Source organism: Pedobacter psychrophilus (assembly GCF_001652725.1).
In the GTDB taxonomy this organism is placed as follows: Bacteria; Bacteroidota; Bacteroidia; order Sphingobacteriales; family Sphingobacteriaceae; genus Pseudopedobacter; species Pseudopedobacter psychrophilus.
On sequence record NZ_LWHJ01000029.1, the window covers coordinates 318,299 to 340,477 of the forward strand.

The 22,179-nt window shown below is 31.4% G+C and carries 12 protein-coding genes; 3 read left to right on the top strand and 9 right to left on the bottom strand.

Translation table 11 applies throughout. The annotated features are described in order from the left end of the window. Window positions 1-137 precede the first annotated feature (137 nt). Together A5893_RS13615 and A5893_RS13620 are read left to right on the top strand one after the other, a co-directional pair. The gene (locus tag A5893_RS13615) at window positions 138-659 is read left to right on the top strand and encodes a DUF4142 domain-containing protein (protein WP_082911444.1); all 522 of its coding nucleotides are present in this window, start codon (window positions 138-140) and stop codon (window positions 657-659) included. 316 nt (window positions 660-975) lie between these two features. Beyond that, window positions 976-2,097, top strand: a complete 1,122-nt coding sequence (locus A5893_RS13620; protein WP_068823128.1) for a hypothetical protein — start codon at window positions 976-978, stop codon at window positions 2,095-2,097. Window positions 2,098-2,719: 622 nt separating this feature from the next. Here the strand turns inward: A5893_RS13620 and A5893_RS13625 are convergent. The 7 genes from A5893_RS13625 to A5893_RS13655 all read right to left on the bottom strand — a co-directional run bounded on the left by A5893_RS13625 (window position 2,720) and on the right by A5893_RS13655 (window position 15,324). Then, window positions 2,720-3,604 (bottom strand): PKD domain-containing protein, encoded by an 885-nt coding sequence (locus A5893_RS13625; protein WP_068823129.1) that lies wholly within the window; start codon window positions 3,602-3,604, stop codon window positions 2,720-2,722. Between the two features lie 30 nt (window positions 3,605-3,634). Next, a complete protein-coding gene (locus tag A5893_RS13630; protein WP_068823130.1) occupies window positions 3,635-5,446 on the bottom strand; it encodes a RagB/SusD family nutrient uptake outer membrane protein in 1,812 nt (603 codons plus the stop codon). A gap of 69 nt (window positions 5,447-5,515) precedes the next feature. Then, on the bottom strand, window positions 5,516-8,374 hold the full coding sequence (locus A5893_RS13635; RefSeq protein ID WP_068823131.1) for a SusC/RagA family TonB-linked outer membrane protein: 2,859 nt from the start codon (window positions 8,372-8,374) through the stop codon (window positions 5,516-5,518). Between the two features lie 67 nt (window positions 8,375-8,441). After that, complete coding sequence (locus tag A5893_RS13640) at window positions 8,442-10,361, bottom strand: RagB/SusD family nutrient uptake outer membrane protein (protein ID WP_068823132.1); 1,920 nt, start codon at window positions 10,359-10,361, stop codon at window positions 8,442-8,444. A gap of 10 nt (window positions 10,362-10,371) precedes the next feature. Further along, entirely contained in the window at window positions 10,372-13,629 is a 3,258-nt protein-coding gene (locus tag A5893_RS13645) for a SusC/RagA family TonB-linked outer membrane protein (RefSeq protein WP_068823133.1), read from the bottom strand. A gap of 179 nt (window positions 13,630-13,808) precedes the next feature. Further along, window positions 13,809-14,402 (bottom strand): RNA polymerase sigma factor, encoded by a 594-nt coding sequence (locus tag A5893_RS13650; protein ID WP_068823134.1) that lies wholly within the window; start codon window positions 14,400-14,402, stop codon window positions 13,809-13,811. Between the two features lie 709 nt (window positions 14,403-15,111). After that, window positions 15,112-15,324: a hypothetical protein gene (locus A5893_RS13655; RefSeq protein ID WP_068823135.1), complete on the bottom strand. Its 213-nt coding sequence runs from the start codon at window positions 15,322-15,324 to the stop codon at window positions 15,112-15,114. A 317-nt stretch (window positions 15,325-15,641) separates the two neighbouring features. Here A5893_RS13655 and A5893_RS13660 point away from each other — a divergent pair, with 317 nt between their 5' ends. Further along, window positions 15,642-19,829, top strand: a complete 4,188-nt coding sequence (locus tag A5893_RS13660) for a hybrid sensor histidine kinase/response regulator transcription factor (protein WP_082911445.1) — start codon at window positions 15,642-15,644, stop codon at window positions 19,827-19,829. A 461-nt stretch (window positions 19,830-20,290) separates the two neighbouring features. Here A5893_RS13660 and A5893_RS13665 read toward each other — a convergent pair whose 3' ends face one another. Next, the gene (locus A5893_RS13665) at window positions 20,291-21,508 is read right to left on the bottom strand and encodes a site-specific integrase (RefSeq protein ID WP_068823136.1); all 1,218 of its coding nucleotides are present in this window, start codon (window positions 21,506-21,508) and stop codon (window positions 20,291-20,293) included. A 559-nt stretch (window positions 21,509-22,067) separates the two neighbouring features. Continuing rightward, window positions 22,068-22,179: UxaA family hydrolase (locus A5893_RS17720; protein WP_157687562.1), on the bottom strand; the 112-nt coding region annotated here is incomplete at its 5' end.

Sequence of the window (22,179 nt, forward strand, 5' to 3'; positions counted from 1 at the left end):
CTCGAATTAATTGACAGGCATCCTACTCTTATAAAACCTTTCAGATGTTATATTAATAATATAGTATGTACGTTTAATAAATGCTTTCGAAAGAAAATTAATTTGAAAACTATTAATTAGACTATTATCAAAAACCTATGATAAAGAAAATAAGCTTTCTATTTTTAATCCTTTTCACTTTTATGAGTTTTCAGGCATGCGAAAAAGATGTTTTTCCTACTGAAACAACCTCAAAAAATGAATTATTTATTAGGGAATTATACAGTAACAATAGAGTTAAAATATTAGCTGCCGAGGCTGCAATTGATAAAAGCACCAATGCTGATGTTATCAATTTTTCTAACGAGCTACTGAAATTTCACAATGAATTAGAGGTGGAAATTTTATTGCTTGCCGCTAGTAAATCAGTATTCACCAATAAAGAATTGCTTAACTATCATAGAAATAATATCAATTTATTATATAACTACCCAAATACTGAGTTTAACAAGCAATTCGTTTTTCTTATCAGGTTGTCTCAGGTTGAAGCATTAGAAATACTCACAGAAGCTGATGCAAATGACATAGATGATGATTTTAAATTGTGGGGACTAGAGCAACTCCCTAAAATAGCCCAAAAGCTAGACGAAGCCGAAATATTAGCAGCAAAAATTCCTTAAATCTATTTTTAAACGCAGAATTTAGTCAATTTCCAAAACGTATTTAAACCTCAGCCAATAAATTTCTTAAAGTTTATTTTTTAAAATTAAGCTGGGTTATATCGCTTAATAAACTCTAAAAATAAATATAAAGCCATATTTACTTTTTAGGGTGTTTGGATAATGAACCTAAATTTTATCGTTTTTTTAAAGTAGAACAGTTTACTTTTTGCCTCATCATTCTAGTTCATTTTATTTTTTTCTACTCTCTTAATTCAGTACAGTTGTTTTATATATAACAGAACTACTTATAAACCAGTTACTAATTTAAAAAAACATGAAAAGGAAATTATTTTTCATAAGACCGCTTACTGCGGTTTTAGCCATTGCTGTTGCTGCCTCTTGCACTAAAAGATCAGATACAGACAACGCAATTTCAAACCCTGTTGCACCAAATCCAGAATTTGATAAAGTATTAGCAACCCAAGCCACTGGGGGCACATTACTCTTTAGATCTGGCTTTGAAGCTGGTAGTACCAGTAATGGAAATTTACCTAGGCTTACCCAACTAAATGATCAGAAAGATAAAATTATAGGTGTTACCACAAATTTAGATAAAAGCGATTGGAGTTGGAGTTTAGAAGGCGGACAGCCATTATTTGGCACACAATATCTAAATTACGAGCAGGGTAATTATTCGCAAAGACAAGCGTCAATAGTTGCCGACCCTAAAAATGCAAATAATAAAGTATTGCGTTTCAGAATAACAGAAAAACATATTACTTTAAGAAATCCAGATGGTTCTATTAAAGAGCAAAAAGCTCGTATACAAATGGAATTACGCAATGAAGGAACACCTCCAGCAGGAGGGTTTTTAAAAGAATATTATCAGAAGGTGCGTATTTATTTTTCTCCAAATTTTTCTGTTTTAGAACAAGCTGGTACTGAAAATGTAGGATGGATGATTATGCAAGAGTTTTGGAACGATCCATCATGGATGTATCAGGGACAAATTGCTCACAGACCAGCAAGAACAGATGTAGGCTTAGCTGTAAGAGGTGGAAAATTAAGATTTGCAGCAGGGGGTAGAGATCCAATTATGGAACTTCCGCAACCGGGAAATAACAGCTGGCATGTGATTAATACAAATTTCGCTATTCCTTTTGGTACCTGGATGACACAAGAAATTTATGTAAAAGAAGGCGGTTCTGCAGGTACTGCAAATCCAGGTCGCTTTTATATGTCTATTACTCCTGATGGAGGCACCAAAACCGTAATAGTAGATAAAATAGGTATGACACGAAGTGAAGAACCTGGCTTTTTTGAAGATGGACAATCTTCCTTTAACCCAATGAAAATTTATACCGAAGGTAAAGTGCTAGACTGGTTTAAGAATGCTGGAAAAACCATGGATATCTATTGGGATGATCTTGAAATCTGGAGAGATAGAAGGCCTTAAACATCAAAAAAATAAAATATTTAGTAGTTCTGTTTAATTAGAAAAACCACAAAGGCATAAATCTTTGTGGTTTTTTATTAAGTTGCAAAATCTGCTTTCTCTAAAAAATGAGATCTTATTAAAAAAATGACTTTAAGCTTTTGATACTTTTATTTATGATTGATTACATCTAAGCATATCCTCCCCTATTTTCTAAATTTAAAATAAGCAAAAAAATATAAATATTTTACAGCTATTGAAGGTTAAAGTCAAAATACCATATCCAATTTCAGTAAATTCTTAATGATTAACTTAACCTTATTTCAGAAAATCTATACTAATTAAACTTAAATAAGCTACAATGCTATTGTTTACAACACAAAAATTTTAGTCTTTAAACTCGGTCAAAATTGTTAGCAAAAGAAGCTAACAATGTTTACAGTTATTGTAGAACTTCACTATCAAATTTTACAAATGACAAAAAAAAATATCCATAAACAAAAATCCCCAATTCTCTCGAATCAGAGATAATCGTAAATGTATTAGTCAATTTAATACATATCAAATTGTTCTTTTTAAAGACTTAAGCTTAAATCATTATAAAAAATATTTTAAAAAACCCAAAACTTTAAACAGACTATAACTATGGTACTATAACTGATATGGTTTTAACTGATTGATTAATTTGTCCAACCGCAAACGGAAGACCGACAGCTGTTAGTGTTATGTTATAAGTACCAGCAGCCGCATAAGTCTTAGTTATTGCAGGTAAAACTCTATTATTGTTATTGATGCTAGATACTTCTGCAGTTACTAGAGGACTATTATCTCCAAAATCCCAAGTATAATTTACCCAATTTAAAGACCTATTTACTAATGAAACAGTTTTAGTGGTAGCGTTTAGGGTTGAAGTAAAATCTGCCGTTGGAACAAGTATGTTGGTATTAATTAAAATGACAACAGATCTTAAATCATTGGTTACTGTTCTATCGGTACTACTTATGGTTACGCCTATTGCATAGCTTTTATTTGGATTACTTCTTAAAAAAGCCATGTCTAAACCTATATTAAATAGTGCCGAGTTGCTTCCGTCTTCCATTTGTAGCGTTGCTGGAATTAAGACTTTATCTAATGGCAAAATTTCTGTTGTAGAAGGTAGAACTCCAGCAGACTTTAAAGTTGTAATTGTATCTGTATTTAAAACAACATTAATATTTACAGCACCTTTACTGGTAACGCCTCCTCTCTGTACGCCTGATAAAATATTGAATCTTCCTGCGGTTAAATCAATATTAAATCGTGGTGATGGGCTTATAGCGTCTACAAAATTAAATCTATAAATAGCACCTGCAAAAAGTCCATTTCTATCTGCGCCTTTTTTAACAATGGCAGCAGTAGTTAGGTACACTGTTTCTGGTGGAAACGGAGCATCAGCAATCTCTTTATATTCACAACTAGTGATGGTTAAAAATAAACAAACTAAGACGGTTGATATTTTTGACTTATGATTTGACAGATAATTTCTCATCTTTTTATATTTAAATATTTATAATTAAAATTACCAATTTGGATTTTGAACTAAACCTTTAGCTACATTAACTTCTGAAAAAGGAAGAGGATATAAATACATTTTTGTAGCATCAAAAACCCTACTTTCTACTACAATTGGTGTATGTACAAAAGTTGCTCTTGTGTTTCCAGTAATGTTTACACCTGTTATGTTTGCTTTTAAAGTTGTTTCGTCCATCCAACGTCTTAAATCCCAAAAACGATGATCTTCAAATGCCAATTCAACTCTACGCTCGTTTCTGATGCGAGTGCGCATTGCTAATTGAGGCAAAGTAGAAATTGGCGGCATAGCAACGTTTGCTCTTGCCCTCACTAAATTAAGGTATTGTGTTATTCTAGGATCGCCAGGGCTAACTTCATTTAAGGCCTCGGCATAATTAAGGTAAACTTCACCTAACCTAAATAATACCCAGCTATGAATCCCCGTATTATTGTTAATAATATTTAGCCCTTCTTGTATGTACTTTCTAGTATAATAACCAGTTTTTGTAGCATTAGCTATAGGTTGAGCGTCTAAACCTCCAACAAACGTTTGTACAAATCTTGCTGGCGTACCAAAAGTTAAACCATATGGAATTTGAGGTCCAGTAGTAGCAATTCCGTTAGTTGCTACATTAAATCTTAATCTTGGATCTCTGGTTAGTGATGTTGCATTTGGGTTAGAAAAATTATAAATGTTAGATACATGATTAGGATTGTTCCAATCAAATGCAACGCTTGTTGCTGTAGTTCCAGTGCCAACCTTAATCTCGTAAGCATCTACCAAATTTTGGGTTGGTGTAGTTAAACCATTTGCATTAGGAAAACCTACTGGATTATTATTTCTTTCAAAAGTGTTATTAGCGCCTGCATTGGTCAATAAAAAATTCTCGGATCTATTGAAATTATTTGCAATAAAAAGTTCTTGATAGTTGCCATGTAAAGCCACGGCATACTTATCAGTTGTGTCAATTAATCTTTTAGCTGCATCAGCCGCGGCTTGCCAACGTTGCGTTCTAGAACCACCGGTTAAAGAAATTAGTTCTGGGTTAGCATAGCCTCCAGCCCAAGTAGGCATATTAAATAAATCGCTAGCTGCATATAAGAGAACTCTACTTTTAAGTGCCATTGCAGCATATTTAGTTGCTCTTCTACCAATTTCGGCTGGTGGGTAATTTGCTAAACTGCTATAAGGAGGTAACTGAGGCTCTGAAGCTTCGCATTCTGCAACTATAAAATCTATACACTCTTGTAAAGAATTTCTTTTAATAGTGCTAAAATCTGTTTCTAATGATAAAGATTCTTTTAAAAGTGGTACACCACCATATCTCTTTACCAATTCGAAATAATAATAAGCTCTTAAAAATCTGGCTTCAAACTCCCATCTTTTAACTTCAGCTAATTGAGCTATGTATAAAGCCTGTGAAGAAGAAGATGGATCATTTTTTGAACCATCCAAATCAACTTTATCAAAAGAGATTAAAGCTTGATTACATAATCTAATTTGTCTGTAATATCTACTCCAAACATCATCTGGTACGTTAATAGGGTTCCAGCTACCATTATTAAAGGATTGAAGTGGGTGACGTTCAAAAGTATGCTCTGCCTCATCGGTTGCAGAAGCCATCATTCCGTTACCCGCAATGTATAACATACCGTCTGGTAAGGCGCCATAAAGTGCCGCAATTTCTCTAGATTTATTAGGATAAGAGCTGTCAATTAAATCTCTACTTAAACTTGTATCAATTTCAATATCTAATTTTTGGCAGCCTATCCCTAAGAAGAATACAAGGAAAATGGATAAATATTTAAAATTTTTCATCTTTTCATTTTTATATTTAAGAAAATATTTCATGTTTGTAAGTTTTACAATTGTTTATTTATTTACCAATTAGAATTGAATTTTTGTGCCTAAAACAAATGTTCTAAGTACAGGATAACCAGTTAATGATTCTGGATCTCCGTATTCTATATGATCAAATGAGAATAAATTGTTACCATTTACAAAAAAGCGAGCATCGCCAATCTTCACTTTGTTTAGAAATTGTTTTGGAATAGAGTAACCAAACTCTACACTTCTTAACTTAACGAAGCTTCCGTCTTTAATCCAAAAAGAAGAATTTTGAAAGTTATTAATATCATTAACAGAAGAAAGTCTTGGGTAGGTTGCAGAGTTTGCTGTTTCTGGTGTCCATCTACCTACTGCTATAGCAGATATGTTTCCGTTATTCTGAAATGCTTGAAATATACCTTGGTTTAAATTAACAGAATTGCCTGTTACTCCTTGTACAACAAAATTTAAATCAAAACCTTTTATCTTAAAACCAGCGTTTATACCAAGAACAGTAGTAGGTGCACCCGGATTACCAATTGCAACAAGGTCGTTATTGTCTATTACCCCATCTGGGAATCCATTCAACCCACCCACGTCTTCATATTTTAAATCACCGGGTCTTGGATTTACTCCAATTGGAGTTGGGAATTTAGATGGATCTATTGCTTTCTCTGCAATTTCGGCTGCGGTAAAAAAGCCAATTGCTCTTAACCTTCTAGGTTGTCCAATTGCTCCTCCAGCATTTACTAAACCTGCATTTAGTTGTGGTAATTGCGAATTATCAACTATTTCATTTTTGAAATGAGATAAATTTGCCTCTACAAAGTATTTAAACTTTTTGCTAGTTGAACTATTGTATCGTAATGAAAAATCTATACCTTGATTTAAAGTTTTACCAATGTTTAAATCAGGCAAGGCAGCACCTACAAACTGCGGCACAACATTAAAAGGTTGAGTTAATATATTATATCTATCTCTTTTAAAAACATCTAAACTCAATTGAAAATTATTAAATACTGTTGCATCTAAACCAATATTTAAACTTTTCTCTTCTTCCCAAGTAATATTGGTATTTCCTAATGTACCCTCGCCTCCAGTAAATGTATTAAATGCTGTTCTAAAAGCATATCTATTACCACCTGTATCTTCATTTCCGGCAATACCATAAGAAGCTCTCAACTTTAAAAAGTTAATTCTATTATTAGATTTTAAAAAGCTTTCTTCTGATACAACCCATCCTAACGAACCAGAAGGGAAAAACCCATATCGTTTACCAGGTAAGTAATTCTCTGTACCCATGTAGCCAGCAGAAAACTCGGCAATGTACTTATTGTTGTAAGCATAAGTTAATCTTGTTGCTAATCCGTTGTGTCTGTAAGGATCGCTTTCTGCGCCTGTAGTAAAGTTTCTAACTTCGTTATCAGTATTAATCATTAAAAAACCTGTTATTTCGTGTTTTTGAAATACTCTATTATAGTTTAGAGCACCTTGTATATCGAAATTACGGTATTGAGTTCTAGTGATTTCTCTTGCGGTAATTGGAGAAGTTAAACCAATACCTGCACCTACTAAAGGATTGCCATTGCTATCAAATACACCGGGTAAAATTGGAAAACGAGCGTAGGTCTTGTTTTTTTCTGAGCCAGCGATAAAATAATTATTTATAGAAATAGCTCCAGTAGCACTAAGCCCTTTTGTAAGTTGATCTAATTGTTGAGTAAATCTTAAAGATGTTTGTAAAGTTCTACCATTAGACTCATCAAAACCTGTAGCTAATAAATTTGCAACAGGGTTTTCATACAAATTATTTCCCCCAAAACTTCCATCAGCATTTCTTACAGGAAAAGCATTTGAAGGTATCCTTTGTAATAAACTAAATGTTGCACCAGTATCATACTGCCACGGATTAGCTTTATTTTCAATTGAGCCCGCTAAATTAAAAGAAACAGAGAATCTCTTAGATAAATTAACATCTATATTAGATCTAAAATTATATCTACTGTATTTGGAATTTGAACTTTCTGGTTCTAAATCTCCAAAGTTCTTATAAAGCCCCTCATTACCAAGAGCATTTAGCATTACAAAATATTTAACGGTTTGATCGCCACCATTAAAGCCTAAGTTATAACTAGAAACTGGCGCAGCTTTTCGTAAAACTTCATCGTACCAATTTACATTAGGATATAAAAATGGATTACTTCCTGAGCGGTAACCATCTATTACATCTTGTGTGTAGAAAGGTGCTAAACCATCATTTTGCCTTGCTTCATTAAATAAAGTAGCGTAATTACCGGCATCTAAAAATTGTGGTAAACTTAAAGCTTGGGAAAAACCTTGTCTTGTGCTAAAACTCACGTTTAAAGGCCCGTTTTTCCCTCTTTTAGTAGTTACTAAGATCACTCCATTTGCACCACGATTACCATAAACAGCAGTTGATGCAGCATCTTTTAAAACAGTAACTGATTCTATTTCTTCTGGAACTAATTGCGAGAAAACACTTCCAATTTCGTTACCTCCTGCTATAAAGCCATCAACAACAATTAAAGGCGCAGTATTTGACCCTCCAAAAGTATTAATTCCACGCACTGTTAAATTTGGAGTTCCTACTCCTGGTTCTGAGTTTCCTTGTGCTAAAAATAGTCCTGTTAATCTTCCGTAAAGGGTGTTACCTAAATTTAGACTAAAGTTTTGTTCAATATTCTCTCCATTTACAGTAGAAATTGAACTAGTTATAAGATTAAATGGCTGTTTGCCATATCCTATGTTTTTCAAATTCTTTTCTCTTTCCTTAATTGCTATAGAATCTACAATATTAACTCCTACAGTATCTCTACCAGTTTGAGAATTAGCGTCTTTACTCAAATTAAGTAAAAAGATTGAGATTAAAAATACACTTGGGCAGTATTTCAATTTCATATATTTTGTTTTAAAAAAATTTAATTAATGAATACAAAAAATCATTTATCCGTTCAATAAATAGGATTTACCATCCTGGATTTTGAACTATCCCACCTTTTTGAACCTCGGTTAAAGGAAACGGGTATGAATACATGTTTTTATTAAATGTTCTGATTTCGTGTTGAGAAATAGTCCAATTATAATTAAAGTTAGGTGCAGTACCACCAGCTCTATTTATGGTCATTTTTTCCATTAAACCTCTCATCACGCCATCTTCTTCTGCAATTAACCACCTAGAAATATCCCACAATCTATGTCCATCAAAAGCAAGTTCTACTGCTCTTTCATTTCTAACCCTGGTTCTAAAATTACTTTGAGATAAGATTGGCAAATTAGGCATCCCTGATCGAGCTCTTAAAACATTTACTGCATCGTAAATATTTGGTGTATAAACAGTATTATCTAATGTGGCATTTGTTCTTGCTGTACTAAAATCTGTAGATGATGCATTAGCATCTGCTTCATTCTTTGCTTCGGCATAATTTAGATAAAGCTCATTTAACCTTAATATAATATCCAAAGGAACAAGGTTACCCTGATTAATATTTATAGGTAGCATTTTTCTCATCCAATGACCTAAGGAGTTTCTTCCTGTAGTTGCCGCTGCCTCTACTGCCAATTCAAAAATGGGACGACCAGTACCAAAATAACCATTATTATAAATCAAAGATTGCTTAAACCTTGGGTCTAACTCTCTGTTCTTAGCAGCCAAATTTGTACCTGTTGCTGGCCAAGTTTGTGGTGTACCATCTAACTTTTCATATTTTTTAACATGATTCATCAAACCAGCTACGCCAGCTCTTGTGGTTCCAAAAGCCTGTGGAAGAATGTTTCTAAATGGATCATTAAAGGCATTATTAACATTTCCATGTCCTTGAAATGTTAAAATGATTTCTGAATTATTATGAATAGACCATGATAATTCATAATTCCCTCTTGTTGGCACAGTGCCTAAAGGGACTAATGTATTAGGATTACGCGGATTTACAAGAGGATCAATATCGCCAGGATACCTACCAATTCGATCTATCTCATTTGTACCAAAAACTAAAGCTACACCTATTTCTCTAGCCTTGTTTAAGCCTGCTAATGCTGCAGCTGCTGCAACATCCCATCTTCTAGCATCAAAATTTCCATAACAAAGCAACTTGTTATCTGCTGAATTAACCATAGATAAATAAGGTATTGCTATATTGTACTTTGGACTAGCTGCATAAAGTAAAGCTCTAGATTTTATAGCAAAAGGAACTATACTTGTTATTCTACCTTGTAGAACAGAAGTTTGAACTGGAGGTAAAGCATTGGAATTAATAGCTTCATCACACTCGCTAACTATAAAATTAAAACATTCTTCAATAGAATTTCTTGGAGCTACAAAAGCAATACCGGGATCAAAAGTATCGGTTATTATTGGCACACCACCATATCTTTGTACCATCTCTAAATACATAAAAGCTCTAATACACTTTACCTCAGCAATTACTTGAGCTTTATAAGCAGGAGTGATATCTGGAACATTATCTATATTCTTAATAAGAACGGCAATTTGTCTTAGTGCTATAAACCTTTGGTAATATTTGTTATCTATATTAACAATATTAGCAGGTGATACTGTACCTTGATTAAAAAGAATATTAGGTCCAAAAGTTTGTTCATTTAAATCAGACTCATCAGACATATCTGAAGTAGGATGAGTATTGTATTCTGAAATACCATTTGTTGGCGACAAGGTATTATTTGTCCATCCCATGTTTTGATGTAATCCGTACAAATAAATTGTAGTAACTAACCTATCTAACTGATTTACTGATGTAAATAAATTTGCTTCGGTTAAATCTTCACCTGGCGCCTTTTCAAGAAAGTTCTCGACTTTTTTACATGAATTTACGGTGACACATAAAATCACTGCAAGAATTGTTGTTATTAAAATTTTAAAATTTTTCATTATTTATAAATTAAAAATTCACGTTAATACCTGCGTTTATTGTTCTTGTTAAAGGATAAGGCTCTTCGTTTGAATCAGGTCTTGTGATATTATTCTCTGGATCTATACCTTGAAACACGCTAGACCAAGTGAATAAATTATTTGCAGTAAAAAAGAACCTCATACTAGATAAACCTAATCTTTTTACAAGTTTTGGATTTAGAGTATAACCTAGCTCCACATTTTTTAACCTTAAGTAAGAAGCGTCTGCAATAAAATAGCTTGAGTTTCCAAAACTTGGATTATTTGGACTATTTGATGTACCAGCGCTTAAACGAGGGAAGTTGATTGGTAAGCCTTGTGCAAATCTTTCTGGTGTCCAGCTCTCTATTAAATAATCTGCAGTACCTTGTGGTACAGCACTTGTCCATCCAAAACTACGTTGGAAGCCTGTATATGCAATAGATACATTACCCACGCCTTGAAAAAGCACAGAGATATCTAAAGATTTATATCTTGAAAACAAAGTAAAACCATAGGTTTTTTCTGGAGTAGTAGAATAGCCAATAGGCACATTATCATCTGCATTAATTACACCATCTCCATTTATATCTTTGTATCTAATATCTCCGGGCTGTATTCTTGGTCTGTTTTCGTAAACTGGCCTATTTGCGTCGTTAACTTCGTCCCAAGTATTAAATAATCCATCGGCCACTAAGCCATAAAATTGACCTAACCTCTGTCCGGTTGTTAATCTATAAGGTGTAAGTGGATTGTTTACTTCGTCTCTAAACAAAACCTTATTTCTTGCAAAACTAAAGTTACCTGAAATTCTATAATCAAAATTATCACCAATTCTATCATTAAATGACGCATCTAATTCAAAACCTTTATTACTCATTCTACCTAAATTGGCAGGAGGCTGTCTAAAGCCACTAAAGTTTAAAAACGTTTGAGGCTGAGCTAGAATACTATTTCTGTTTTCGCTAAAAAGCTCTGCTACAATTTTTATCTTTTCATCTATTAAATAAGTTTCTACGGCTAAATTTGCCTTATTTGCTCTTTCCCAAGTAATATTTGGATTACCTGAAATCCCCTCTCTCACGCCAGGAAAACCTACATAAGTCCCTACCGCAGACCCTGCACCAAAACGGTAAGTATTACCTACGTCTGAGTAAGAAGTTGGTCTAAATAAAAATCTATTTCCACCAATCTGATCATTCCCGACTACGCCATATGATGCTCTAAACTTTAGAAAAGAGATATATTTGTTTTTCTTAAAAAAAGACTCTTCACTTGGAATCCAACCTATAGAACCTGCCGGAAAAAACCCAAATCTTTTACCAGGAGCAAAATTTTCGGTTCCATTATATGCTCCATTAAACTCAGCAAGATATTTTCTTTTATAATTATAAGTTGTTCTGGCTACAGCACTTTGGTATCCACGAGGAATTTCTGAAAATTGAAGATTTGGTGCATTATAATTCTTTTGTTGATCGTAAAGCAATAAACCTGTTACATTATGATTTCCAAAAGATCTATTATAATCAATGCTTAACTTTCCAAATGTACTTCTTCTATTACCTCCGCTTGTTAGAAATTGGAAGGTAGTTGCCTCTGCCAATGGTTGCAATACATATCCACCTGGTATTTCTTGCGCTCTAAATGTTGGCGTAGTAATAGTGTTAGTAATAGATTGGCTATTAAATGTTTGTAAAGAAACTTCGCCATGTACACCTAACCCTTTGGTAATTCTATTTAATAAATAATCTGCTTTGATAGTTCCGTTTAAGTTATTACGATATTCTCTTCTAATACCCCCAGAACCAGCATTAGTAAGAAAAGCAACCAAAGGATTATTTTGACCTTGTCCAATTTCAACTATTTTACCATCTACAATGCCAGGCCCACTTAATGGTGCAGCCCTTCCGATGTCCCCAATGGTCCGGCTAGTACCACCTTGACTATTATTTAATTTTCTGTTTTCTGTTTGGGCAGAAACATCTAAAGAAATTTTTAAATCTTTAGAAACATCAAAATTAAAATTAGATCTAAAGTTGTAACGTTTAAAATTATTATTTGCATCAAATTTTTGAGTAAGATATGTGAAATCTGTAAATAACCCACTTTGATCAAAAAAGCCAGCTGAAATAAAATACTTCACTTTATCTTGCCCACCTCTTACGTTTACGTTATGTTGTGATTGTCCAGATGAATTTCTTAACATCAAATCATACCAGTCTGTATTTGGAAAAAATACTGGATCGGACCCGGTTCTATATTTTTCTAATTCTTCTGGAGTAAATCTTAACGGAGTGTTTGATTGAGTTACGTATCTATCTAATTCTATTCCTTTGTTCCATGACGAGGCATAGTCAAATGAATTCATAGATTTCCTCAAATCTGTAAATGAATTAGAAGCATAATTAAATGTGTAATTAATTTGAGGCTTTCCAGAAACACCACGTTTTGTAGTAATAATGATTACACCATTGGCGCCTCTTATTCCATAAACCGCTGTTGAAGAAGCATCTTTTAAAATGGAAAGTGATTCAATTTCATTAGGATCTATGTTGTTAAAGTTTTCTACCTGTATACCATCTACTAAAACTAAGGGATCTGCATCTCCATTAAATGTTCCAACCCCTCTAATTCTTAATCTCGAACCATCTGCACCTGGCTCGCCACTGGTTTGTGTGGCAAATAATCCTGGCAATCTACCTACTAATGAATTACTGATGTTAGCTACTGGAGATTGCGTTAATTGTTTAGTGGTAATTGTAGAAACAGACCCTGTAACTGTTGGTTTTGATTGAGTTCCATAACCAACAACAACAACATCTTGCAACTCATTTATTGAAGAACTAAGCGTAATTTTAAAAACATTTTGCGTTCCTACCCTTATTTCTTTAGCGCTAAAACCAACGCTACTAATTAAAAGAATAGCGTTTTCATCTTTTACTCTAATGGAAAACTTTCCGTTTACATCTGTACTCGTAACGTTTTTAGTATTCTTTTCAGAGACATTCACACCTGGAATACTTAACCCAAACTCATCAACAATTGTTCCTGTAACGGTAATATCAGCTGTACCTTTAGGTTGGTAAACTAATTTAGAAAGGTTTAAATTTTTGATATTTTTTGTGTTACTACTCCTGTAGCTCTCACTAAAATTCAGTCTGTTATCTGCTTTTGCAAAATTAATTAAAAACAACAGAAAGAAAGTCTGCATAACCACCATTTTAATTTTGGCTATTGCAGTGACAAACAGTTTTTGTTTGAATCTCATAAATTTATTGGTTTATTTTTTTAACTGGTTTAATATTATTTATAAATAAATAATCGAAGTGCGATTATATAAATTTGCTCAGGGATGTATTTCTTTATTCATATCTTTTTGGTTTAATGGTTAATAATTTGGTTTAAAATTTACTTGGTTTAATAAAATTATGCTTTAAATGTTAAGATTTATATAGTGGTTTGATATTTTATTTTTACAGGCATAATTTTATTGGCAATAAAATTAGACCGGATAAAGCATAAAGCTTTAGACATATGAGTTTTGACAGTTAATGGAGATATATTTAATTTTGTTGCTATTTGCAAATAGGTCATATCTTCATACCTAGCTAACTTAAAAACCTCTAGCTGTTTGTTTGATAAAGATTTTAAGGTATTGCTTAGTAATAAACTATAATCGGCTTCTACTAATTTGTCCTGTAGAGAGTTATCTTCAAACGAATGAGTAATTTTAATTTCGTTCATGACTCTCCATAAGGTAGCTTGTCTTTTAATTCTATTTAAAATATCGTTTTTAGATACAGTGTAAAGCCATGATTCTACTGGTTTTTTTAGTTGTAAACCAGCTTTACAAGTCCAAAGTTTTAAAAATGCATCTTGTACAACCTCATGAGCCAATTCATCATCTTTAAGATACTTAAAAGCCACCTTAAAAATTCTAGACTGATATCTTTCATAGAAAAACGTAAAGGCTTTTTCGCTTCCAGCTATCAGCAATTCTAATTGTTTAGATTCTTCTAAATTGTTTTGAATTTTACACATTAAATTTAGGTTTGCCTCAAAACCTTAAAAACTAAATAAAATTTGCGCAAAAGGAACGACAAAACTTTTTTAATTAAAGAAGGTTTATAAAGAGTTTATAAAATTGGTTAACGATACAAATGAACCGTTTTAGCCTAAATCGCTTGTGCTTAAATCATCATTTCTTGTGCTGAAATAGGTTTTTATTTCACTTAAATAGATTATTTTAGTCAACATCTTGACAAATAGAAAACATTTTAAAGTCTTTAAAAATATTTAATATAAAAATTTAATAACCTGTTTATGAATTACTTAAATAAATTTTAATTTATGAAAACAACTAATATAGAACCAATTATTAATTGAAGAATCAATTTTTGGTAATAAATCGCATCATTTTAAAATGGAAATCAAATCATTATTTAGAAACAATATTTAAAACTTAAGTAATTTAAATTTTGCCTCAACTATGGAAGTGTAAATTTGAATTTATGACTTAATTGATATCATTAGAAAAAGATACATTTGGCAAATTCAAAAACGGAATGGAAATATACTTTAGTAGTAACTAGAGTTTAACTAAAAAGAAGTTGAAATCTATATAAAATTCAGCCTATAAATTAGGTATGGCTAATAAACTAAGGAAATTCTAAAAAAAGGAAATATTTGGAAGAGAAATCCTGAACTACTAATATTGAATAATAATCCAATATTTATATAGCAAACAAATCTAAAATAAAGATTCTGAAACTGTATTTTTAGGTTTTAAAGTATAATTAACTTGGTCGTCAAACATTACATTTTTAAAGCTCTCATCTATTTTTTGCAACAATTGTTCATCATATAGATTACTGCTAATAAATGCAAATAAATCATTATAATCTTTGTGAGAAAAATTGTCTTCCAAATAAAGGGAAAGTAGTTTATCAAACCTTTCTGACATTATATTTTTGTTCTTTTATATTAATAACAATCAATTTGAATAAAAGGAGTATGCTAATTTAAAAAATTAAATAATGTATTTATAATTCTATTCATTCTAAACACGAATTAATTAAATGTGGTAAACTACTTGTAATAATTTAATTTTTAGTAGCAGGCAAGTTAAAATTAAAAATATTGTATTTAGAAAATCAAAAATAATTTATTCAAATTTGAAAATAATCCTTTAGAAGCTAATAGGGCAATAATTATTTTAATCTTTTGAAATAACAATCAAAAAATATTAATTTAGCACAAACCCATTATCTTACCCTATAAATGTTTTATTCAAAAAAAATCATTTTAAGATTTTTAATAACCATCAGTTTCTTGATGTTATTTTCCCAATTAGAAACATTTGCACAAATAGATAAAATTAAGTTCAATTTCTTAACTAGGGAACAAGGCATATCAAATAGTACAGTAGTCAGTATTTTCCAAGATAGCAAAGGATACATATGGTTTGGAAGTGGTGATGGTTTAAATGTTTATGATGGATATACTATAAAAGTTTATAAAAATTTATTAAATGATCCTAACAGTTTAAGTAGTAATAACGTTACCCAAATTATTGAAGATAATGAGCAACGTATATGGGTTGGTACTACTAATGGTTTAAACATTTATAACAGAAAAACAGACGAATTTTTAAGATTCAAAATTGATAATCAATCAAAAACGAGCATAAATAGTAATAATATAATCAGTTTATTTCTAGATAGAAAAGGAGTTGTATGGGTTGGTACCGATTATGGATTAAACAAATACAATAAAGCAACCAATAATTTTGAGAGGTTTAGCAATAAAAATTACACCTCTGGCTTTAGGTATGAAAATTCACACAATTGCATCTACCAAGATTTTGATGGTAATTTATTAATAGGGACACCAGAGGCTGGTATTTTAAAATTCAACACCAAAAAGCAAAATTATCAATCGTTTGGTGAAAAAGATAAATTATTATCAAACTTAAAAGGACTTGATATAACTGTAATCATTGAAGACTTACAAAGAAACATCTGGATAGGTACATTTGGAAACGGTGTATATGTTTTGAATTATAAGGATGGAAGCTTAAAGAATTTTTCTAAAGAAAATGGAAATACTTTATCTCTATCCAGCAACGAAATCAAAAGTATCATTTGCGATAAAAACAATAATATATGGATAGGTACAGAAAATGGAGGCGTAAATATTAAACCTTCAAATTCAAATACATTTTTAAGATACGAGAATGATTTAAAAAACCCATATTCTTTTTCTAGTAAAACAGCCTCTTCAATTTTAGAAGATAATCAAGAAAATATTTGGATTGGAACCTTTCATGGAAAAATTAATGTTTATTCGCCAAAACTAGCTAATTTTAAAATCTACACTAAAGGGGTTGGAGAAGGTGCCCTAACATATAGTGATGTTAAGGCATTTATAGAAATTTCTAATAATGAAATTTGGGTTGGAACAGATGGTGGAGGAATAAATGTATATAATGACCTTTTAGGTAAATTCACTCAGTTTAGACATTCGCCAAAGAACCCAAAAAGCATAGGTTCTGATGCTATATTATCTTTCATGAAAGATAAGAACAATCAAATCTGGATAAGCACATGGGGAGGTGGATTAAATAAATATAACTCGACTTCTAAAGATTTTACTAAATATAAAACCGATTCTAAGAATCTAAATGCTATAACATCAAATTATATTTATGATTCTTATCAAGATAAAAGCGGCTTGATTTGGGTTGCTACTTTTTACTCTGGTATTAATACTTTTGATCCTAAATCAGAAAAATTTAAAAGAATCTTATATTCTCCCGATAAAAATTCTCAATTCAATGGAATTTTTGTTACAAGTATTAATGAAGATAAAAAGGGTAATTTGTGGTTTAGTACTGTTGATGGAGGGCTTAATTGTTTAAATAAACAGCGCACCAAATTCACTCATTTTTTCGATAAAAAAAACGAAGAAATATCTGATCCAGTAAGAACAATTTTTAATGATAGTAAGGAAAGGCTATGGGTAGGGAAAAAAGGTTTGTACCTATTTAACTATCAAACAAAAAAATTTAATTTATTCTCTAATCATCCCACCCTTGTTAATGAAATTATACAATCAATAATTGAAGATAGAAAAGGTAACTTATGGATGGGCACTAATAATGGCTTAATTCAATATCATCCTGATACTAAATTTATTAAACATTTTGGGCCAGAAGATGGTCTTTTAGGATTAGAGTTTAGTCCTAAAGGAGCAATGATAACTAATAAAGGTGAAATGTTTTTTGGAGGGTTAGATGGCTTTAACAAATTTTATCCTGAAAAAATTAGAAACCCAAAGTTTAGCTTCCCTATTTACATTACAGATTTTACTATTTTTAACAAGAGCATAAATAAAGGGCCTAATAAAACTACCGTAAATAAATACATAGAAGAGGATGAAGCAATATCAATTAATTATGATCAATCTATTATATCTTTTGAATTTGCAGCTTTAAATTACATAACCCCAAAAAAAACTAATTATGCCTATAAGTTAGAGGGATTTGACGAAGATTGGAATTACGTTAACAAAGAACGTAAAGCAACTTATACCAATTTAGATCCTGGTGAGTATACTTTTTATGTAAAAGCAAGTAGTCCTGATGGATTATGGAACACCAAGCCTACATCAATGAAACTTGTTGTTGTTCCTCCATTTTACCTTACTTGGTGGTTTAAACTGTTTATTGTAATGCTTGTTGGAGCCTCAATATTTGTACTATTATATCTAAAAAGAAAGCAGGAACTAAGAATCATTCATGAAGAAAATAAAGAAAAACTGCATCAGTTTCAATTACAATTTTTCACTAACATTTCTCACGAGTTTCGTACACCTTTATCACTTATTATAGGTACTGTAGAGCAAATATTTAAGTTAAATAGCAATTCTGCTTTTTCCAAATATTACTTAACCATTAATAGAAATGCCAATAGGTTATTACAGCTAGTTAGTGAGCTAATGGATTTTAGAAAAGTTGAATCGGGAGTATTAAAACTTAAGGTAATGAAGGGTAATTTTTCTCCATTTTTAAATGAGGTTACAGAAGACTTTAAGCAATATGCTTTACAAAGGAATATAGATTTTAAGGTCAATCAAGATGATCTATCAGAAATTTGGTTTGATAGGCAAGTGTGCGAAAAAATTTTATTAAATCTTTTAAACAATTCATTCAAGTACTCACAAGAACATGGCGAAATTAATGTTGAAGTGAAATCGACTCTCGATAATTTTAAACCAAAATTTGACAGCTTTATTAAAAAGGAGAGCGAGTTTAAAGGAAAGGAATACTTGAATATAATTATTACTGATACTGGTATTGGAATGGCAGAAAGTGATCTAAATCACTTATTTGAGGCGTATTACAGAGTCTCAGACACTCATTTAGGAACTGGAATAGGTTTAGCTTTTGTAAGAAGTTTAGTTTTATTACATAAAAGCAATATAGCTGTATACAGCGAAATTGACAAAGGCACACAAATTATCATAAATATTCCTTGTAGCCAGGACGACTACGATAAAGATGAGATTTGGTCGCCAGAAATTCATCTGCATCAAGCTACATTAGAGAGTGTCAATTTTAAAGAAGCATTTAATACTATCGGTCATACAAATGGCTCAATAAACAACCACCATAAAACCGACAATAATAAGCCTCGTATTTTACTTGTTGAGGATAATGAGGAGATAAGAGGATATTTTAGAGAGATTTTAGAAAGTGAATACGATATAATAGAAGCTGAGGATGGAGAAAAAGGGTTATTAAAAGCCAAAAATGAATCTCCTATTTTAATTATTAGCGATGTGATGATGCCTGTAATGGATGGAATAACATTTTGTAACACTATTAAAAATGATTTCGAAACAAGCCACATTCCTTTTATTTTACTAACTGCAAAAGACGCCATAGAGTCAAGAATTCAAGGAGCAGAATCTGGTGCCGACTATTATTTTAGCAAACCAGTTAATACAGAACTTTTGATCTTAACGATTAGAAATCAGCTTAAACAACAACAAAAAATTAAAGAACGCTATTTAAAAGATTATCAAGTAGAAGCAAGAGATTTAGTCAATAATGCCAAAGACAAAAAATTTATGGATCAAATTTTAAAAGCAATTGAAGATAAGTTAGAAGATCCAGAATTAAATATTGACTATTTAATAAACGAGATAGGTGTTAGTAAAACCAAATTATATAAAAAAATTAAAGATATTACAGGCCAAAGTAGTAATGAATTTGTAAGAACCATTCGTTTGAAAAAGGCGATGGATATTATGATTCACGAAGATGTTTCGGTTAACGAAGTAATGTACAGGGTTGGTATTTCTTCTCACTCCTATTTTTCGGCAGCATTCAAAAAAGAATTTGGAACTACACCTTCCAATTTTCAAAAACAATTAAATGTAAAGAAAGAGATTTCAGAAAAATAAGCTAAATAAATCCTTGCTATCTAATAACGAGAGAACTGCTTTAAATTAATTAAATGCATTTAAAGGTTTGTGTTTCATAGAAAAAAATAAAGAAAAAATCTCATACTATTAAGAATGCCATAATAAGGGCACATCAATAAGACTTAATAACAATATTCATCTATTATATTAATAGACTAAAACCTATAAAACCGATAAAATAGTTTGGATTGTTATATGAATCTATCGAAAAATCATAAGCTTTTATTGCATGCTTTGATTCGTAAAATTACAGTACAAATGGACTAATTAGGAAATTTTAAATAATTATACATCAATATTCTATAGGAAAATATAGATAAGTTTAGATTCCCACTCTAAAATAATTATTCTGTTTAATCCACTTTTTTGGAAGACCGCTAATTTTGTAATTTAAACAATTCAAAAAGCCTCGCTATTAAAAAAACGAGGCTTTTCTTCCATTAACCAAAGGAAAGCTTTCTCTTTAATTTTGCCATATCATTACTTACTTTAATATCCAAAATCTTAGCATAATGTTGGGTCGTTTTTAAATCAGTGTGTCCAAGCATTTTACTAACCGTTTCAATAGGTACGCCATTAGATAAAGTAACAGTGGTTGCAAAAGTATGACGAGCTAAATGAAAAGTTAAATGTTTAATAATTCCACAGAGATCGGCTATTTCTTTTAAATAAGCGTTCATCTTTTGATTACTCAAAACAGGTAGCAACAGGTTTTTTACCTCACAACAAGAATTATCTTTGTAATCTTCAATTATCTTTAAAGGCACCTCTAACAAAGGTATTCGTGAAGAAGTGGACGTCTTCTGTCTACTGGTAAATATCCATTTGTCTCCATCAACTCCAGTGGCAATTTCATCTCTTTTAAGTTTTTTTACATCTGCATAAGAAAGACCTGTATAGCAGCAGAAAACAAAAACATCTTTAACTTGCTGTAGTCTTTCTATCTTAAACTCTTTTGCTAATATACGTACCAATTCATCTTTAGTAAGAAAAGTGCGTTCCTTAGCCTTAACTATTGATTTATAATTACAAAAAGGATTACTTATTAACCATTTATTCGCAACGCAATGATTTACAATCTTCTTTAAATGTTTGATATATTTTGCTGCAGATACAGCACTACAGCCGCATTCTGTCTTTAAGTAAAATTCAAAGTTTTCAATAAAAGCTTGATCTAACATTTTTATGTCAATATCTTCTAATTGATATTGAACTCGCAAAAATCCGGTAATGTGCTTTTTAGAAGTTTGATAGCCTTTTAATGTATTTAACTGAAATCCATTTCCTATTAGGGCTTTCATTTTGTCATTGTGTTCAGTAAAAAGTTGCAACAGCTGTTTCAATTTTTCATCTTTTCCTGAAAAACGATCGCTTATTGCTTTAGAAGTTATCACTTTTCCATTTCCTAAAAGTTCGTTGTGGGTAACTTTCACTTTTTGCTGGAGAGTATCAAGATAGGAATTAAGTGTTTTGATTCTTTCTTTTTTCCCATGCCCACGTCCTAAACCACTACTCCATTCCTCGGGAAGACAATCTCGTCCAGTTGATAATTCAGATCGTTTGCCATTCACTGTGATACGCAAATAAATAGGAACTGGTCCAGAGACATAGTTTTTTTGCCTTCTAATGTAGAAGATTAAGCTAAAATTAGTTTTCATAATGTAACCATTAAAAAGTTAAACAAAAATAGCATTACAAAAAGAGTAATTCAAGATGTTCATCTATTGAACATGTTCTTTAACAGTTGATTACGATAAATTCGGTGCGTAAGGTTTCATGCTTCGTCTACGCACCGAATCACGCACTTTTGTATTGCGAATTGATGCATATTTTAGCATTTTGATATCAACAAAAAAGCCTGCAAACTTATGATTTGCAGGCTTTTAGTTAATTTTGATACTGTTTTGTGTAGCCCGTAGGGAAACCGAACCTATGCTTTTAAACGCTGTAAATCAAGTTTTTATAACTAAAAAATCAGGTACTCACCAAGTACTCACTTTTATTTTGATAGATTTTAGCTTAAAATGTTATTTTAAAGATAGTGAAATTTACAGATTTTAAAGAAAATTTAATCTTTTCTTTATAGAAGATTATGTCTTAATAAATCTATACATTTCTTTAATTGATTATTTTTTGTAAACAATTAATATTTGCTTAATTAGCAATCAGATAATTTTTTTTGATATATGATTGAATGCTTTTTATTAATTCAATTTTTTACAATGAAACGCCTCTTTTCCAAGGGATAAAATCATCTTGACCATGTCTTACTGCGCTTACTTCTATTTCTCCGCTTGCTACTTTAATCACATAGTCTAAAATACGCTCA

Bases quoted from the DNA above. Each gene is read 5' to 3' on its own strand.
- A5893_RS13640 (WP_068823132.1), bottom strand. From the start codon at position 10,361: ATGAAAAATTTTAAAATTTTAATAACAACAATTCTTGCAGTGATTTTA.
- A5893_RS13660 (WP_082911445.1), top strand. From the start codon at position 15,642: ATGTTTTATTCAAAAAAAATCATTTTAAGATTTTTAATAACCATCAGT.
- A5893_RS13665 (WP_068823136.1), bottom strand. From the start codon at position 21,508: ATGAAAACTAATTTTAGCTTAATCTTCTACATTAGAAGGCAAAAAAAC.
- A5893_RS13655 (WP_068823135.1), bottom strand. From the start codon at position 15,324: ATGTCAGAAAGGTTTGATAAACTACTTTCCCTTTATTTGGAAGACAAT.
- A5893_RS13635 (WP_068823131.1), bottom strand. From the start codon at position 8,374: ATGAAATTGAAATACTGCCCAAGTGTATTTTTAATCTCAATCTTTTTA.
- A5893_RS13645 (WP_068823133.1), bottom strand. From the start codon at position 13,629: ATGAGATTCAAACAAAAACTGTTTGTCACTGCAATAGCCAAAATTAAA.
- A5893_RS13625 (WP_068823129.1), bottom strand. From the start codon at position 3,604: ATGAGAAATTATCTGTCAAATCATAAGTCAAAAATATCAACCGTCTTA.
- A5893_RS13615 (WP_082911444.1), top strand. From the start codon at position 138: ATGATAAAGAAAATAAGCTTTCTATTTTTAATCCTTTTCACTTTTATG.
- A5893_RS13620 (WP_068823128.1), top strand. From the start codon at position 976: ATGAAAAGGAAATTATTTTTCATAAGACCGCTTACTGCGGTTTTAGCC.
- A5893_RS13650 (WP_068823134.1), bottom strand. From the start codon at position 14,402: ATGTGTAAAATTCAAAACAATTTAGAAGAATCTAAACAATTAGAATTG.
- A5893_RS13630 (WP_068823130.1), bottom strand. From the start codon at position 5,446: ATGAAAAATTTTAAATATTTATCCATTTTCCTTGTATTCTTCTTAGGG.